A 17,425-nucleotide genomic window follows, 5' to 3' on the forward strand; every position below is an offset into this window, starting at 1 on the left:
CTTCCTCGGAAGCTGATAGTGGTCACGGCGACGGCGGGAGATCTACTGGCGGTGCCGGCTCTGAAGCAGCTGGCGGTGGTCCCGCCGCAGCCGGAACCCCGGGCGGGGGCGGGTAGAGCGGCGCGCCGTAGGGCGGTGCGCCCGGGTAAGGTACCGGCCCGATTGCCGGCGGTCCGTCACCGCGGAAGCTCGGCGCTTGGGGGACGCCACGCGTAGCCGGTAGGAAGTCGACCCAGAACGGATGTCCGAAGCCGGGATTGGGGCGGATATCCAGGCCGGTGCCCCAGCCGGTATCGGTGATCAGTTGCCGCACTGGGAAGTTCTTTGAGGCATCCGGCAAGGAGCCACAGCTTGGCTTGCCTCCCGGCCCGCCCTTCGCCGCGACGATCGGCAGGTTTTCGGGATAGCGGTATGGACGGTCACCGAATAGCAGTGCGTCGTCAAGGACCGCGGTCCTCCCGTTGCCACCGAGAGACTCGTATCCGATGTTGTCCAGCCACCATTTGGAGCCCATCAGCAAGCAGGTGTACGTGGGGTTGTACTTCAGCAACAGGTTTGTCGTCGGATTCAGGACGTTGACCGCGTGTATCAAATTCGCCTGGTTTGGGCCTATGAGGTCGATGCCGGTGTTCGCCAGGCCGGTCGTGCTGAGCAGTAGCCCATCGAGCGCAGCGGCATGGTTGGTAACGGTCGCGCTCGTGGTGCTCGCGGCGTTCAGAGTGGCTAGAATGTCTTGAGCGGCAGCACTATACGCGTCACTGAAATTTGTTAATGACTGCCAATCCTGTTGGACGGTACCCATCCGGGGATTGACCGCCAACAGAACTTGGTTGGCGTCGGTCGTCGCCTCCCCGATCCGCTCCCCCTGGCCCCGCACGCCGTCGGCCAGCGCACTGAGCACCGCGTTCAGCTTCGCGGGATCTACCTTATGCAGAACGTTCACCAGGTTTTGGAAGACGGTATTGACCTCGGTGCTCACGTTGCCGGACCGCAACACGGCTCCGGCCGCCAGCCGCTGCGGGCTCGGGTCATCTGGATAGACCAGATCGACGTACTTTGCGCCGAAGGCTGTTGTGGCCCGGATCTGGGCGCCCACATTAGCGGGGATGAATTTGAGCTGATCGGGTTCGATCTGCAATCTGAGCTCGACAAACCCCGTCCCGCCGGCGATGCCTTCGACCCTGCCGACCTGCACGCCGCGAAGCTTGACCTTCGCCCCCGACTCCATCACCAGACCTGCACGGTCCGCGGTCAGTGTGACGGGGACAAAGCTTCGGAAGGTCCCGGCGAACACCGCCGAACAAATGAGGATAAAGGCAACCACGACGATTATCAGAATCACTGTCCACCACGCCGGGTGAATGCGAGGCTGGCCTGCTTTGGTAAGCATCGCTAACCTGCCAGGTTGAAATTGCCGGATTGGCCATAAATGGCCAATGACAGGAACATTGCGACGACGGCCACGGCAACCAAGGAGGTTCGCACCGCTCGTCCGACCGCTTCACCGACGCCTGCCGGCCCGCCGGATGCGGTGAAGCCGTAGTAGGTGTGCACCAGCATGATCACGATCGACATGGCGACGGCCAGGGCGAATGACCAGATGAGGTCGGTCGGGTTCAAGAACGTGTTGAAGTAGTGGTCGTACACACCGGTTGACTGTCCGTATCCCACGGTGGTGCCGACTCGCGCGGACAGAAATGACATCAGAACCGCCACGCAATACAGGGGAACCACCACGACTACTCCAGAGACGAGTCTGGTCGAAGCCAAGTAGGCGACCGACCGGATGCCCATCACTTCAAGAGCATCGATCTCCTCATTGATACGCATGGCACCCAGTTGCGCGGTAGCCCCAGCACCAATGGTGGCGGCCAAACCGATTCCCGCCGTCAACGGCGCTATGAGCCGCACATTGAAGAACGCCGAGGCGAAACCGGTGAGAGCTTCCACACCCACCTGAGCGAACTGGTTGTATCCCTGCACGGCGACCAGCGCTCCGGTCGTTACTGTCAGGAATCCGACGATCACCACGGTGCCACCGACAACCGCAAGCGCACCGGCGCCGAGGCCCATCTGCGCGATCAGGCGCACCAACTCGGCTCGATAGTAAATGAACACGTGGCCGACCGAACCCATTGTGCGGCCGTAGAATTCGGTTTGCGTGCCGACGCGGTTCCACCCGGCCGCCCAGCCTCGGGTCAACCGAGCCATACGCGGATACCGTGCTGCAGCGACGTGACTCACAGGGTCGCCTGCACGCCGACAGCCGTGCCCACGATATTGATCGCGAACAGCGCCATGAAGGTGAATACCACCGTCTCATTGACTGCGTTGCCCACCCCAGCAGGACCGCCGCTCACCGAGATTCCCTTGTAACAGGCGATTAGTCCCGCGGCAAGCCCGAACAACGCAGCTTTGACCAACGAGATGACGACATCCCCTACACCAGTTATCAAAGTCATACCTGCAGCGAACGCCCCCGGCGTGACGTGCTGAACGAACACTGAAAAGAAGAAGCCGCCGGCGATGCCGACCAAAATCACCACCGAGGACAACAGGACGGCGACCAGCGCCGCCGCTAGCACTCGCGGGACGACGAGCGTCTGAATTGGGTTGACCCCCATGACCCTGAGCGCATCCAGCTCCTCCCGGATGGTTCGCGCACCGAGGTCAGCACACATCGATGTGGCGCCGGCGCCGGCCACCACCAGAACAGTCACGATCGGCCCTAGCTGCGTCACCGTGCCGTAGGCGGCCCCAGTCCCCGAGAAGTCCGCAGCTCCGAACTCGACCAACAAGATGTTGAATGTGAAGACGAGCATGACGGTGAACGGAATCGACAGCATCAGCGTGGGCAGCAACGACACCCGAGCAACGAACCATGATTGGGTCAAGAACTCCTGCCAGGCGAACGGACGTTTTGGCATTGCCACCGCGACGTCGAGGGCCATCGCAAAAAATCCGCCCACGGCGCGCATCGGCTTGAGCGCCGTGTCAATTGAAATCATGCGTTGCCACCCTTATTTGTTGCGTTTCGCACAGCACGGCGGCTGCGTGTGACGGGCCGTCAGCCAAGCGAAGCCTGATTGAGCTCCGCTGGACCAATGGCTACATCACATCGCTCCCTTCGTTGAGATCGTCGTCACAGTAACCGAAGTTTCCGTCGCTGTAAACGATCGTTGCCCGATTACCGTCTGACCTGGCTATTTTGGTTCTCAGACTTCGGGTCTATCGTTTATCGAAGCGCGGTTCCCCGCTCTGGACGTTTCTTCAACAGAATCGAGAGTGCGTCGACATGAACATCATCAGCCCCTTCCGACTCCACGTGTCCGATGCGGACCTGGCCGATCTGCGCCTGCGCCTGAGCCGGACTCGTTGGCCCGAATCAGAGTGCGTCGATGACTGGAGTCAGGGCATTCCGCTGACGTACGTTCGCGATCTCGCCACCTACTGGGCTGACGAATATGACTGGCGCGCACGCGAAGCGGCGCTCAATCGGTTCGACCACTTCATAACGAAAATCGACGGCCTAGACATTCATTTCATCCATCAGCGTTCCCCCCACAGCGACGCCTTCCCGCTGATCATCACCCATGGCTGGCCCGGTTCCGTGGTTGAGTTTCACAAGGTGATCGAGCCACTCACGAATCCGACTGCCTACGGCGGGCGGCCCGAAGACGCATTTCACGTTGTTTGCCCATCACTGCCCGGCTTCGGGTTCTCAGGCAAGCCCACTGCGACCGGATGGGGCGTCGACAAGATTGCATGCGCGTGGGACAGCCTGATGGTCAGACTGGGTTATCAGAGCTACGGGGCTCAGGGTGGCGATTGGGGCTCACTGGTCACCACACAAATCGGCCGAAACCAAGGCCACTGCGTCGCGATCCACACCAACCTTCCCGTTGCAGGACCGCCGAAAGGTGGCATTCCGCAACCCACCGAGGACGAGCGGGATGCACTCGACGGGCTTGCCCACTACGAACGATGGGATGCTGGCTACGCCAAGCAACAGGCGACCCGACCACAGACGATCGGTTACGGTCTGACCGACTCTCCAGTGGGCCAACTCGCCTGGATCGTCGAGAAATTCTGGTCCTGGATGGACTGCGACGGCCACCCGGAGAATGTCGTCAGCCGCGACGAACTCCTCGACAACGTCATGCTGTACTGGGCTACCCGCTCAGCCGCCTCGTCAGCTCGCCTGTACTGGGAGAACTTCCCCACAGCTGAGGCCGGAGAACGGGTCGAGTTGCCCACCGGAGTTGCGGCGTTCCCGCGCGAGATTCTCCGTGCGCCACGCCACTGGTGCGACGAGCACTACAACATCACCCGGTGGACGACCATGCCGAAAGGCGGCCACTTCGCCGCCTTCGAACAACCCGCATTGTTCGTGGAGGATCTCCGCGGCTTTTTCGCCTCAGTGAGGTAACGGGCATGGTCACGCATCGGAAGGGCCGTGACGGTGAGCTCCGTTCCACCAGTCGATGCAACATACGCTTTGTCTGTATGTGAAAGATGCTCTGCCACAACCACTATGCCGATCACAAATGTGCCGAGCATTGCGCCGCGGGACTCCGAGATTGGGGCGGTCGAGGACGCCCAGATCGAAAGCCTGTGGTTTACCGAACAACTCAGTCGTCCAGTTGTCGAACTAGGAACGCCTTGATCATTGGGCTGGGTCGCCGGTAACGGCCCGATCGGTCGTGGGGCTGATGCTGCTTAGCTGCTCGATACGCGTTCGGGCGTATGCCTGTTGCTCGGTGATTGTGAGTTGACCGCGGTCACCTCCCAGGAACGTCACCGCCCACGAGAGCAGAGTGGCGATTTTGGTCTTGAAGCCGACGAGAAGAACCAAGTGCAACGCGAGCCAGGCCAGCCACGCGAGGAAGCCGCCGAACTCAACCTTGCCGATCTGCGCGACGGCGTTGTACTTCGACACGGTTGCCATCGAGCCTTTGTCGAAGTACTCGAACGGTTCCCGAGCTTTCGGAATGGTTCCGTGCTCGCGTGCTTTGCTCTCGTTCTGGATGATCTTGGCGACATGCTTACCACCCTGGATGGCACCTTGGGCCATCCCCGGGACGCCGGGCACGAATGCCATGTCGCCGATGACGAAGACGTTGGGGTGCCCTGGAATCGACAGATCCGGTTCCACCTTTACCCGGCCGGCGCGATCGATCTCGGTCTCGGACTGCTCGGCGAGGTCACGACCGAGCGGGCTGGCCTGCACGCCAGCTGACCACACCTTGGTAGCCGCCTCGATGCGACGGATGCTGCCGTCGGAATCCTTCACCGTGATGCCGTTGCGGTCGACATCGGTCACCATGGCGTTGAGCTGGATCTCGACACCCATTTTCTCCAGTCGGGCTTTGGCCTTGAGGCCCAGCTTCTCACCCATCGGCGGCAGCACGGCTGGCGCAGCGTCCAGCAGAATGACGTGCGCTTCGGCCGGGTCGATGCGCCGGAAGCTGCCCTTGAGCGTTTGGTCGGCGAGTTCTTGGATCTGTCCGGCCATTTCGACCCCGGTGGGACCAGCCCCGACGACCACGAACGTAAGTAGCTTGGCACGGCGAACGGGATCGCCGGAACGTTCGGCTTGCTCGAATGCGCCTAGGATCCGGCCACGCAGTTCCAGCGCATCGTCGATGGTCTTCATTCCGGGGGCCCACTCGGCGAAATGGTCGTTGCCGAAGTACGACTGGCCGGCACCGGCTGCGATCACGAGAGTGTCGTATGGGGTGCGGTAGGTGTGTCCGAGGAGAAGCGAGTCAACAGTCTGGTTCGCCAGATCGATGCGGGAGACCTCGCCGAGCACCACCTGCGCGTTGTCTTGCCTGCGCAGGATCAGTCGCGTGGGTGGCGCGATCTCGCCTTCGGAGATGATGCCCGTTGCTACCTGGTAGAGCAGCGGTTGGAATAAGTGATGTGTCGTCTTGGCAATTAGCTTGATGTCGACGTCAGCGCGCTTTAGTTTCTGAGCAGTGTTCAACCCGCCGAAGCCAGATCCAATGATGACGACCTTATGCTTGTCGGACGCGGTGGCCCCGGGATTATTCATCATCTTCTCTTTCTAATACCGGTCGAGTGCCGGAGCCAAAGTCGTTAGTACCGGCAGCAGTTCCTTAGTGCCGATGACCTGAATGGCGACGTGATTGGCGCCGGTCGCACTGTGCTGATAGAGGCGTTGAGTTATCCGTTCGGCATCGCTACACACGACCGACGTCGCCCTGCCGGCCTAGTGTCCCGAGCCGTTGGTCAGATCCTAGTTGTTGGACTGGGTTGTACCTACTGATTGTGTTGGCCTCCGGCTGCGATCGCCAGGCCCAAGGCGACAGCGGCCACTTCGGATCCCTTACGAGAACCCTGATGCGGTGAGAACCCCACCTCGAGCAGGTCAGCCCGAGGGGGGTTACACACTCTCAGATTCAGAGCAATCCGAGCAACGTCAGGTCGGTTGCGTACTTGACGATGAGCGGTGCCGCGAGGTGCGGGATGTCCTTGTCATGCCCGATCTTGTTGTTCTGCACAGCCTCTCGGAAGCGATCCACCGGAACCCAGGACCCGTTGATGGGTTGTTCGGGCCGCTGATAGTTGTGAATGAGCGGCAGGAGCGAGGCAGCTCGTTGCTTTGCGGGCAACGCCTTGAGTGCGGCGTCGAACCGTGTCAGCCAGGCCGCGTAACCGCCGACCCGCACTATCGGGTAACCGGCGTCCACCAGCCAGTCGACGAAGGTGTCCATGCTGATGCCATCGTCGTGCGAGTTCATCACGTGATACGTCTCGAACCCGTCCGTCACATTGACCCCGAGTGTGGAGATCGCCTCGGCGATGAACTCCACCGGCAGCCCGTCGTAGTGGGCGCGCTGCCGGTTGCCCTGTGCGTCCAGCTCGTAGAAGGATTCCGGTGCCACGCCGGTGGCAACGAGGCTGAGCATCATGCGGGTGAACATGTCCGGGACGTTGAGCTGACCGGCGTAGCTGGTGTCAGCCATGATCATGTCGCAACGAAACACCGAGACCGGCAACCCGGCTACTTCGTTCGCCTCCCGCAGCAGCACCTCGCCAGCCCATTTGCTGGTGGAGTAACCGTTGGCGTAGTCGTCACCGATCTTGCGCGTAGCACTCACCTTTCGGATGTCAGCGTCCTCGACAAATGGCCTCGTCTGGACGCCGATGCCGACGCCGATTGTCGAGACATAGACGAAGGGCTTCTTGTGGTGAGTCAACGCGATGCGGATGAGTTCTGCGGTGCCGACGGCGTTGGGGCCGAACAACTGGCTGTAGGGCAGCACGTGGTTGACCAACGCCGCGGGGTCCACGATCAGGTCGACGGTATCGGCCAACCGTTGCCAAGTGTGTTGTGGCAGTCCGAGGTTCTCGTCGCCCTTGTCGCCAGCGAGCACCTCGAGATGGTTGCCCGCCAGCGAACGGTACTTCTCGAGCAGTGCCGGATCTCCGCTGTCAAAAGTAGCGTCCAGCCGCGCGCGTGCTTCCGCGTCGGACTTCGCTCTAACCAGGCAGATCACCCTGCCGTCGACCAGGTCCATTCGCTCCAACCATTCCAGCGCCAGGTAGCGGCCGAGGAATCCGGTGGCACCGGTGAGTAATACGGTGCGGACCTCGCGGCGAGGACCTGGCAGTAGCGGCCCCGCCACCAGTGTCGCGTCGTCGAGGAACTTGTCCAAGGTCAGATCGCGGGCATGCACTTCAGTCGCGTGACGGCCGTGCACCGCGTCGTAGGTGGGCCGCGTAGAATCGCCGGACCGTCGAGCCTCGACATAGGCGGCGATGGCAGTGAGGTCGGTGGCCGGGCTGATGATCACCCCGACGGGAACGTCAACGTCGAAGATCTCGTGGAGAAGATTCGCGAATGTCAACGCCGACAATGAATCTCCGCCCAGGTCGCTGAACGCTGCGCTGGGCGAGACATCGGCTGTCGCTGCACCGAGAAGCGCACCCGCAGCTTTGGAGATGATCTCGAGAACCGAACCTTGCAGGTCCCCCTGCCGTAGCGCGCGCAGCACATTGGCCTGATCTTCGAACAGGTCGACGTACAGCTGTTCCAGCACCGGCCCGTAGGCCTCTTTGAGCTTGGGCCGCGCCAGTTTGCCTATTCCGGAGAGCAATCCATTGTCAAGGGTGAACGGCGTGGTCTCGATGAGAAAGTCGCGAGGTACTTCGAACGACTGCAATCCAGAGTCACGCGCCACCCTTTGCAGAGCCTCGGCAACAACCGGTTTCACCGCTTCGGTGTCACCGCCAACGCCGGCCAATGCGTCGTCGGAGGGCACGACGACTGCGAGCAAGTAAGCACGGGCACTGTTGCCGTACAAGAAGATCTGACGTACGGCAGGGTGACCCACGTACGCCGCCTCCAACTTCGAGACGGTGACGAACTCACCTTGGGAGAGTTTCAGCACGTTGTTGCGACGGTCCAAGTAGACCAAGTGCTCTGGTTCGACTTCTGCGAACACGTCACCGGTGTGATACCAGCCGTCGGCGTCGAAGATTTCGGCAGTCACCTCCGGCCGCTTGTAGTAGCCCGGGATGGCAGCCTCTGACTTGACCCATAATTCGCCGCGCGGGTACGGCTTGTCGGTGCCGAAGTAGTTGAGTTCGGGCACGTCCACCAGTTTGTAGTCGAGCACCGGCGGCCGGCTGATGCGCTCGTCGACCAGGATGATTCCATCCTCGGTGGCGCCGTACCCGTTGATGAGATGGACATCTAGAAATTCCTCCACCCACGAGGTCAGTTCCGGCGACATAGGCGCCGAACCCGTCATGGCCGAGAATTGACGCCCGCCGACCAAGGTCTGGCGCTTTTCCGACATCACCTGCAACTCGACTTCAGCGCGAGCGGCGGGCGAAACCGCTCCTGCCCTGCCGTCAACTTCCGCTTGCACCTCGTCGTACAGCATTTCCCAGATCCGCGGGACGAGATCGAGCCTGGTCGGTCGCACCGCAGCGAGGTCGTCGAACAGCGTCGAGAAGTCGCTCTTTGCCGCAAAGTAGGCGGTACCACCCGCTCCGAGCGTCGAGTACATGATGGCGCGACCCATCATGTGACTCAGTGGCATGAAGCATAGGGTGATCAGCGGCATCCTGCCCTCGGCGTCCCAAGCGGGACGGAGCCACCCGCGCCAGGTAGTCGTCAGCAAGCGGTCGGTGTACATCGCGCCTTTGGGGGTCCCCGTGCTTCCGGACGTGTAGATGAGGAGGCGTACGGCATCGGCGTCACCGCGCTCGATCTGGGGTTCGTCGGCGTGCTTTCCGCCACGCGCGATGACATCGTCGAGCGATTCAACGCTGACGCTCAAGTCGGCAAGGCGAGTAACAGCCGACTCGAATGCCTCGCGATGATCGTCGACCCGCGGATGGTAATCGAAGACGATCAGTCGCTGTGGTGCGTGAGCTGTCAACGCAAGTTCGACGGCGTCCCCGAGATGATCGACGCTAGCCAGAATGACTACCGGTTGCGTCTCGGTCAAGATCGGACGCAGCTGCGACACAGGCGCGTTGGTCTGCAGTGGGACTGACACACCGCCCGTGAGCGCGAGGGCGAAATCAATGGTCGCGTAGTCGGCGCTGGCGAAACCAAGCGTCGCGACGCAATCGCCGAGCTGCACGGGGTTGCCAATCAGCGAATAGGCCAATGCATTTGAGCGATCCCACGTTTCACGGTAGGTCCAGGTGTCGAAGTGGGGCTGCAGGCGGGCCACCGTTCGGCCCGCCGCATCAGTGCCGAAATCAACCGCTCGCTGGCCGAGCGCCGGCCGATCGGCATACCCGGTCATGACGGTGCGAATCACATCGGCGAACTGCCCATCGGCTGCTGTCAGTGCGGCAGAGATTGTCGTGTCTGGCCGCGCTGCGACCAGTTGCGGATCTTCGGCGACCAAGCTGTTGAAACGCTGCCGCAGACGTTCTTCGCGGCCATCGAATGAGGCTGACATCTAAAACTCCCTAATGAATATCAGTTTTGACTATCGAGTGCGCCAACGTCGCACAACTCAAAGAAAGTTAGGTTTCCTAACGATATTCCCGGCGGCGCACTCCGCTTTGCGGCTGCGTCACTGCGCAGGACGAGGCTTAGCGCTGGCGCGCCCTCGGGAACACGCGCCAGCTGCGACCTACCGCACCAGCCGACGACTCCCCGGTGCGACGCCGAGCGAGGGTCTGAGTCAGCTCAGAACTGGATGTGTGAAGCGAACAGCCGGCGGTTGAGGCCGACGGCGAAGTCCGCGTCGGGATTGGTGCCGGTGTCGCCAAACTGCTTGCTGATGGCCGCGTTTGATGCCTCGCGCTGCTTCGGCGCCAGCGCACGATCAGCGGTCGCCAGGCCCACCGCCAACTGGTCAATCGTCAGGTCAGTGCAGTACGCAGGAGTACCCGGCTGCTGACGCCAGGACTCAGCCAACGATCCGGCGTCGAAAGCGTCGAACCCGCTCTCTTCCACCAATGCCATCGCGACCTTACGGTCAACCTCACGGTCAGCGGCGACGGGCAGGGCTATGCGATTCGGATCCCCCGCTGCAACACCCCGCTTGGCCAGTGAATCAGAGCCAATCGAGTTCCACGCCTTCGCTATGGGGCGTCCTAATTGCTCAGCCACCCAGAGGCTTTCGACCTGACCCGATTCGAGGGCGGCGATCTTGCCGTCACGGTGGGGGTAGTAGTTCGATGTATCGATGACCACCGTCTGATTCGGTACACCCGAAAACAGCGACGAGACCTTGACGACTCCACTTGGCGGAACGGAAAGGATGATGACGTCCACGTCCACGACTGCTTCAGCAGCGGCAACTGCACGTGCACCAGTTGACAAGACATCAGCCGGTATGGTTTCCGGACCTCGAGAGTTGGCGACCTTGACGTCGTGACCGGCAGCGCTGAACTTGAGGGCCAAGCTCTTCCCGATGTGCCCGACACCGACAATGGCAATCTTCATGTTATTTCCCTGATTCCTTGATCTTTACTTCTCAGCCACGCCGCCCGAAAGGCGTTGGTGGGCCCTCTCTAAGGGCCTACATCGATGTTCCATGCAGCACCACGCTCTGCTCCAACGGGAGCCGGTGCATGCGAAGCCTGTTCGACAACAAGAAGGTCTGCGCGTACATGCCTATGCCGCCGGCAGTGCGAACCCCGTCACCGAGAACCGGCATGAACAGAAAGGCCGCAAAAGCTGGTGAGAGCGGACCGGAGAAGTCCGTGTTCATGGCCCGAATGGCACGCACGCGGTTGAAACGTCCCGCGCTAAGGCTCATCGTCGCGCTCGCGAAATCCGGTTTCGATGAGGGCCCGCAGTCGGTCAACCGACTCGTCGTCGATCGTGTCGGAGCCCATGATCCAGGCCACCGATATCGCCGCGAGGAACAGATCAAGCCCCTTCACCGATGACCGCACCAGCCCGGCGTTCTGTGCCGCCCGCAGGTAGTCATCGGTGATCGCGATGATCTCATGACAAGGCACTGTCAGAGGATTGTCCGGATCCTGCGCCCGGGCCGCGGCCATGAGCGGTTTCGGCAGGCCGCCGAACGCGCTGAAGTAGTGCTCCATCGCCCGCAACCACGCCCGCAATACCTCCAAGACATCGGTCATACCGGCGATCTCGGCCTTGCGGGCCTCCAGTTCAACCTGACGCGTCTGCAGCACCGCTGCAAGCAGCGCCTCCCTGCTCGGGAAGTGCCGATACAAAGTGCCTGGCCCCACACCGGCGTCCTTTGCCACCGCCTCCAATGACGTGTCGACCCCGAACCTCAGGAAGTGACGCTGGGCCGCCTCTAATAGGGCGGCTCGGTTTCGCTGCACGTCAACTCGCGTTCTACGCCCCTGCTGCTCAGCAGTACTCACCGCCACCTCCCCAAAACCACAAAGCGGATACTGCCTCCATATTGGCCAGGTTAATCCGGAGGTAGCATCCGGTCAAGTGAGAATGGTGTGCCAGGGGCAAGGTTCAGCGTCGATTGGCGCCGAGCACCTCTGTTGACCGTGCGGGCACCCGCCAGGCCCAATCCATCGAGGCGGCCGGATTCTGCTCGCTCATGGCGCAACGTTGCACCTGCCAGTCGGGCGCTCGACGAACCTTCGAGGCCCTGATGTCACCGAGGGTCGCGCCGAGCCTTGGTGAGTCTGTCTCCTCGGTTCCGCGGGCCCCCTTTGCCGGTGTAGACCGCGGGTAGGATCAATGCGTCGATGACCTTCCGGACATAACCGGCGTCCACGCTGAATCCGCTGATGACACGGATCAGGCCCATCGCGGTCACGGCATCAGCCACCAGCGACCAGTCCCGGTCGACCAGTTCCTCCCGGCGTACAGCCTGATTAAAGATCGTCGTCATCACCCGCCGCCCTTTGAAGACCAGGAGTTCGTCGAGAACGGAGGCCAGCTGTGGATCGCGGGTGGCTTCGAGCGCGACGCGGAGGACGAGATCATTGGAGATCAGGCCGTCATCATTCCGCGCCGCACGAGCGACGACCGCGTCGAGGTCACCTTCCAGACTGCCGGTATCGGGCGCGTCGTCTTCGAGCAGTCCGGGGCGCCAGTACACGAGGGCATCCGCGATTAACGCCGCCTTCGACGACCATCGGCGGTAGATCGCAGCTTTCCCGACGCCGGCGCGGGTGGCGATGTCGTTCATGTTCGTGGCGGTGAAGCCATGTTCTATCAGTTCGGCCAGCGCGGCATCGAGGATGACAGGGTCGCGGGACCGATCCAGCCGACCCTCAGTCCGCTGACGCAGTTTCGATTCATTGTCTGCCATGAGCCTCAGTTCGGTGTCACTTGGCACGCAGACCGGACTTCCGCGATCGAAATCCGCCGCACCTCGCCATCCAGAGTATGACCAGATCGTTGCCTCAGTCTGCGCCCACGCCGTTGCCTGCCCTTCGATGCGCCGACTTCGTGTGTTCGTCGCTGAGCAGGGCAAGCACCCGAGCCCCGGCCGCAAGGTCCAGCCGGTCGGAGTCGGTGAGCCCCTCCAGCCATTTCACGATTCTGCAGCGCTTGACCGTGTCTGATGCGTGATAGGCGCTGCGGCCCATCGGTGTGGTCTGAACAGGCACTCCCCGGAAGGTCGAGAAGGTCTGGGCACGTTGTACCAGTCCTGCGCGCGCCAGTCGACGCACTGTGTGCAGCATCGTCGGCAGTGCAACGCATTCCATCTTCGCCAGGTCAGTGACTCGCATGGCGCCGCGGTCGATGAGAAGCTCCATCACTGCATGTTGTGACGTGCTCAATTCGGCGTGCCCGGCACGCATCGCCCCGCCACGCTGGGTCGGCGCATACAGTTTCATCAACGCAGCAAGCAGGACCCCAGCCACCTCGACCGAGTCGACAACCACCCCGCGTCCCGCAACAACACTTTCGCGTTCGTCGACTCGGACAACGCTGGTCGGTGAGCGTCGGGCCACCATCGCTGGTCACTGCGCAGTCGGCTGCGGGATGGGCGAGGTGCGCGGCTCGTCGGCTTCGGGACCCGAGGCCGGTTTGGGTGGGTGGGTGAGTTTGAAGGTGTTAAGCGGCCACCAGAACCAGCGCCCGAGTGCGGCCGCGATGGATGGTGTCATGAAAGCGCGGACGATCAGGGTGTCGATGATGAGGCCGATTCCAATGGTCATACCTAGCTGGCCGATCACCCGCAGATCGGAGACGATCATGGACATCATGGTGAAGGCAAACACCAACCCGGCGGCGGTGACGACGCAGCCGGTGGCGCCCATGCCGCGAATGATGCCGGTATTCAGTCCCGCGTGGATCTCCTCTTTGAGCCGGGACACCACGAGCAGGTTGTAGTCGGACCCGACGGCCAGCAAGATCACCATCGACAGGGGTATGACGATCCACTGAACACCCAATCCGAGGATGTCCTGCCACAACAGGACGGAGAGTCCGCCGGCAATACCCAGCGACGCTGCCACGGTGCCGACGATCACCAATGCGGCCACCACACTGCGAGTGATCAGCAGCATGATCGCGAAGATGAGAATCATCGAGGCGATCACGGCGATCGCCAGGTCGACCTTGACCCCGTCTTGCAAGTCGCTGTACAGCGAAGCGGTACCCGCGAGCGAGACCTTGGCGTTGGCCAACGGGGTGCCCTTGACAGCATCGGCCACCACATCTCTCATGTCGCGGACGTGGTTGATTCCGTCCACCGAGGCAGGGTCGCCTTGGTGGGTAATGATGTACCGGACCGCTTTACCATCGGGCGAGACGAACATCTTCAGTCCGCGTTCGAAGTCGGGATTGGTGAACACGTCCGGCGGCAGGTAGAAGAAGTCGTCGTTTTTGGCCTGATCGAAGTACAACCCGATCTCGGTAGCTCCCTTGGCCATTTCCTGCTGCTGGGCCTGGGTACCGGCCATGACGCTATGGGTGGCGATCATGAAGTCACGCATTTTGGACATCGAATCGATGGTGGATCGCAGCACCGGCAGCATCTGCGGCAGCAGCTGATCGATCTTATCCAAATCCGTTGCCAGGCCTCCAAGTTGGTCAGAGAGCGCATCAATGCCGTCGAGTGCGTCGAAGATGGACCGCAGTGATTGGCAGACCGGGATGTCGGCACAATGCGGTTCCCAGTAGAAATAGTTGCGCAACGGTCGGAAGAAGTCGTCGAAATCGGCTATGTGGTCGCGCAGTTCTTGCGTCACCGTGACCATGTCGTGGGTTTTGCCAACCATGCTATGCGTGGTGGCGGTGAGCTCGGTGGTGATGGACAGCATGCGCCGCATGCTGGCGATCGTGGCGGACAACTCGTCAGCCTGTTCGAGCATCTGCGCTGAGTTGTCGTTGTTGAACTTCGCGGCCTGCAGGGTGCCGGCATTCTGTGCACCCATGAGGAACGGGATCGAGCTGTGCTCGATCGGCGCCCCGAGTGGGCGGGTGATCGTCTGCACGCGGTCGATGCCACGCATCCGCACCACAGCCCTGGCGACCCGGTCGATGACGAGCATGTCCGCCGGATTGCGGAGATCGTGATCGGCTTCCAGCATCAGCAATTCTGGGTTCATCCGGGCCTTGGAGAAATGCTTCTCGGCGACCGCCATCGCCTGGTTGGCGGGCATCTCCGGCGGAGTGAACTTGTCATCGTTGTACTGCGGCACATAGGACAGCAGACTGACGAAGCCGATGATGGCGATCGCGGTCGTGACGACGATGATCGGGCCCGGCCACCGCACCACGCTCGTACCGACCTTGCGCCAACCCCGCGTGGATTGTTCGCGTTTTGGGTCGAGCAGTCCGAACCGTGATCCGACGGTGAGGATCGCCGGGGCCAGGGTCAGGGCTGCGGCGATGATGGTCAAAATCGCAATGGCGCAGGGCAAACCCATAGTAGAGAAGTACGGCAACGTCGTGAACGACAAGCACATGCATGCACCGGCGATAGTCAAGCCTGAGCCGAGAATGACGTGCGAAACCCCGTGATAGGCAACGTAGTAGGCCTCTTCACGATCCAAACCGGCGGATCGCGCCTCGTGGTAGCGGCCCAGCAGGAAGATGACATAGTCGGTACCCGCCGCGATCGCCAACATGACCACCATGCTCACCGCATACGGGGTGAGACCGATGATATTGAGATTGCCGGCCGTCGCGGTGACGCCCTGGGCCGCGAACAGTTCGATGCCGACGATGAGCAGGGCCAACAGCATCGTGACCAGCGAGCGATAGATGATCAACAGCATCACGACGATGACCAGGATCGACAGCAGCGCCATCGTCGCCATGCTCTTGTGCCCGGCCACGAGGGTGTCGGCGTTGAGCACGGTGTTTCCCGCGACGTAGGCCTTCACCCCGGCAGGCGCTGGCACTGACTTCACGATGTCGCGTACCGCGGCCACCGACTCATGGCTAGGGGTGGTGCCCTGAGCCCCATCGAGGAACACCTGGACGTAGGCGGCCTTGCCATCCACGCTTTGGGCGCCTGCAGCGGTTAGAGGGTCACTCCAGAAGTCCTGCACGTTCTGCACGTGTTCGTGGTCGCCGTTGAGCTTCTTGACGATCTCGTCGTAGTAGTCGTGAGCGCTGTCACCGAGATTGTCTTGGCCCTCCAAGACGACCATCGCGGTCGAGTCGGAGTCGAACTGCTTGAAGACCTTGCCTATGTTGAGCATCGATTGAAATGCCTGCGAGTTCTTCGGGCTCAACGACACCGAATGCTCGTCGGCCACGGCGTCAAGTGATGGCGTCACCACTGTCAGGATCGCGGCAACCGCGATCCAGAACAGGATCACCGGAACAGACAGCACCCTGATGAGATGTGCGATACGTGGGCGATTCGGCGCGGAGTGGGCGTTGCTCATACGGATTTCACCAAGCAGTAGATGAACGGTTTGATGGTGTCAGTACTCGTCCGGTCGTCGCGGATGTCGCCGTCGACCGTGACTCGGCACTTCAGATCGCTGACGTCACCGTCGCCTTGGGCCATGATATTGGCCGTCATCGACGGCAGCGTGGTCACGATGGTGAAAGACCAAGGCAGCGATGCGTTCTCGACCAGATGTGGTTGCCCGTTCTCGTCGAGGTAGTTGACGCTCACCGTTCCCCTCGAACCGGTGATGTCATACGTGATGTGTTTGGGGTTGAAATTCGCGGTAATCCCAGAAGCTTCAGCTGCGGTCTGGACATGATGACCCGATTCCCGGATGCGCACTATCGCATATGAACCCAGGGCCACCACCACCACCAGTAGCACCGGTATCCATAACCGTGTCATCACTCGGTACACCGCGCGCTCCTCCAGCTGATTCTGATGTTCTCGTCCGATTCGGAATGCACTTCGTGGCCCCAGGCGTCGCTAGTCCCGACGTGCCACAGCGAACTCCCCAACGGGAGCGGAACCGTGGTTCCGCCGTGCTGATGCGCAGAACCCTACCGCACGACGGTCGAACTCCCGGATCGGATGTGCGCGTTCTTGTCGTCATCACGTACGCCACCGAGCGGGCCCTGACGGCATCTCTCCAGCTAGCGACCCCTAACTTTAAATAGGCCCATGAACTAATTGTGACTTACGCCGCATCATCTCTGCTAGCCGAAATCTTGTGCAAGAGGCGTACAGGTGTGAGACTTTGCCTGAAAGTAGCTATCCGACAACTCAACACTGATGTGCGATCATCTGTTGGCGGCGACCGACGGGTCCATTGGCCCGCGCCAGCCTCTGGCTACACCACACAGAGAAGAACAGAACATTATGAAAAAGCTCTCACTTGCCGGAATGACGTTCGCAGCGGGACTCGTCTTCGCGGCGCCGGCCGTCGCGGACCCGGCCTATGACCGTGACCCCGACACCAACTTCGCCCACGAACTGCACACCTACGGCATCTACGGGCAAAAAGACTTCAACGCCTGGATCGGCAAACTGGTCTGCAAACGACTCACCAACAACGTCGACCACACCGCCTTCGACTCCGCAAAATTCGTCGGCGC

14 protein-coding genes are annotated in these 17,425 nt (G+C 61.5%); 2 read left to right on the top strand and 12 right to left on the bottom strand.

Going from position 1 to position 17,425, the window contains the following annotated elements; translation table 11 throughout:
* Nucleotides 1–22: 22 nt before the first annotated feature.
* The 3 genes from AC1DY7_RS28970 to AC1DY7_RS28980 are packed head-to-tail and all read right to left on the bottom strand — an operon-like array spanning nucleotide 23 to nucleotide 3,008.
* Nucleotides 23–1,390, bottom strand: coding sequence for an MCE family protein (locus tag AC1DY7_RS28970; protein WP_477497206.1), 1,368 nt, complete (start codon nucleotides 1,388–1,390; stop codon nucleotides 23–25).
* A gap of 2 nt (nucleotides 1,391–1,392) precedes the next feature.
* On the bottom strand, nucleotides 1,393–2,211 hold the full coding sequence (locus AC1DY7_RS28975; protein WP_477497207.1) for an ABC transporter permease: 819 nt from the start codon (nucleotides 2,209–2,211) through the stop codon (nucleotides 1,393–1,395).
* Between the two features lie 29 nt (nucleotides 2,212–2,240).
* Nucleotides 2,241–3,008, bottom strand: coding sequence for an MlaE family ABC transporter permease (locus AC1DY7_RS28980; protein WP_477497208.1), 768 nt, complete (start codon nucleotides 3,006–3,008; stop codon nucleotides 2,241–2,243).
* A gap of 287 nt (nucleotides 3,009–3,295) precedes the next feature.
* Here AC1DY7_RS28980 and AC1DY7_RS28985 point away from each other — a divergent pair, with 287 nt between their 5' ends.
* The gene (locus AC1DY7_RS28985; RefSeq protein WP_477497209.1) at nucleotides 3,296–4,429 is read left to right on the top strand and encodes an epoxide hydrolase family protein; all 1,134 of its coding nucleotides are present in this window, start codon (nucleotides 3,296–3,298) and stop codon (nucleotides 4,427–4,429) included.
* Between the two features lie 237 nt (nucleotides 4,430–4,666).
* Here AC1DY7_RS28985 and AC1DY7_RS28990 read toward each other — a convergent pair whose 3' ends face one another.
* From AC1DY7_RS28990 to AC1DY7_RS29030, 9 genes are all read right to left on the bottom strand, one after another.
* Complete coding sequence (locus AC1DY7_RS28990; protein ID WP_477497220.1) at nucleotides 4,667–6,058, bottom strand: NAD(P)/FAD-dependent oxidoreductase; 1,392 nt, start codon at nucleotides 6,056–6,058, stop codon at nucleotides 4,667–4,669.
* 367 nt (nucleotides 6,059–6,425) lie between these two features.
* Entirely contained in the window at nucleotides 6,426–9,953 is a 3,528-nt protein-coding gene (car, locus tag AC1DY7_RS28995; RefSeq protein ID WP_477497210.1) for a carboxylic acid reductase, read from the bottom strand.
* 233 nt (nucleotides 9,954–10,186) lie between these two features.
* The gene (locus AC1DY7_RS29000) at nucleotides 10,187–10,948 is read right to left on the bottom strand and encodes an NADPH-dependent F420 reductase (RefSeq protein ID WP_477497211.1); all 762 of its coding nucleotides are present in this window, start codon (nucleotides 10,946–10,948) and stop codon (nucleotides 10,187–10,189) included.
* A gap of 76 nt (nucleotides 10,949–11,024) precedes the next feature.
* Nucleotides 11,025–11,216 carry a hypothetical protein gene (locus AC1DY7_RS29005; protein ID WP_477497212.1) on the bottom strand — a complete coding sequence of 64 codons (192 nt, stop codon included), beginning with the start codon at nucleotides 11,214–11,216 and terminating at the stop codon, nucleotides 11,025–11,027.
* Nucleotides 11,217–11,253: 37 nt separating this feature from the next.
* A complete protein-coding gene (locus AC1DY7_RS29010; RefSeq protein ID WP_477497213.1) occupies nucleotides 11,254–11,808 on the bottom strand; it encodes a TetR/AcrR family transcriptional regulator in 555 nt (184 codons plus the stop codon).
* A 290-nt stretch (nucleotides 11,809–12,098) separates the two neighbouring features.
* A complete protein-coding gene (locus tag AC1DY7_RS29015; RefSeq protein ID WP_477497221.1) occupies nucleotides 12,099–12,761 on the bottom strand; it encodes a TetR/AcrR family transcriptional regulator in 663 nt (220 codons plus the stop codon).
* Nucleotides 12,762–12,855: 94 nt separating this feature from the next.
* Entirely contained in the window at nucleotides 12,856–13,341 is a 486-nt protein-coding gene (locus AC1DY7_RS29020; RefSeq protein ID WP_477497214.1) for a MarR family winged helix-turn-helix transcriptional regulator, read from the bottom strand.
* A 78-nt stretch (nucleotides 13,342–13,419) separates the two neighbouring features.
* Entirely contained in the window at nucleotides 13,420–16,302 is a 2,883-nt protein-coding gene (locus AC1DY7_RS29025) for an MMPL/RND family transporter (protein WP_477497215.1), read from the bottom strand.
* Nucleotides 16,299–16,727 carry an MmpS family transport accessory protein gene (locus tag AC1DY7_RS29030; RefSeq protein WP_477497216.1) on the bottom strand — a complete coding sequence of 143 codons (429 nt, stop codon included), beginning with the start codon at nucleotides 16,725–16,727 and terminating at the stop codon, nucleotides 16,299–16,301. The genes AC1DY7_RS29025 and AC1DY7_RS29030 overlap by 4 nt, the downstream gene beginning before the upstream one ends.
* 462 nt (nucleotides 16,728–17,189) lie before the next feature.
* Here AC1DY7_RS29030 and AC1DY7_RS29035 point away from each other — a divergent pair.
* A partial coding sequence (locus AC1DY7_RS29035; RefSeq protein ID WP_477497222.1) for a DUF732 domain-containing protein occupies nucleotides 17,190–17,425 on the top strand: 236 nt, incomplete at its 3' end.

The sequence above is a fragment of the Mycobacterium sp. P2_H7 genome, from assembly GCF_056403275.1.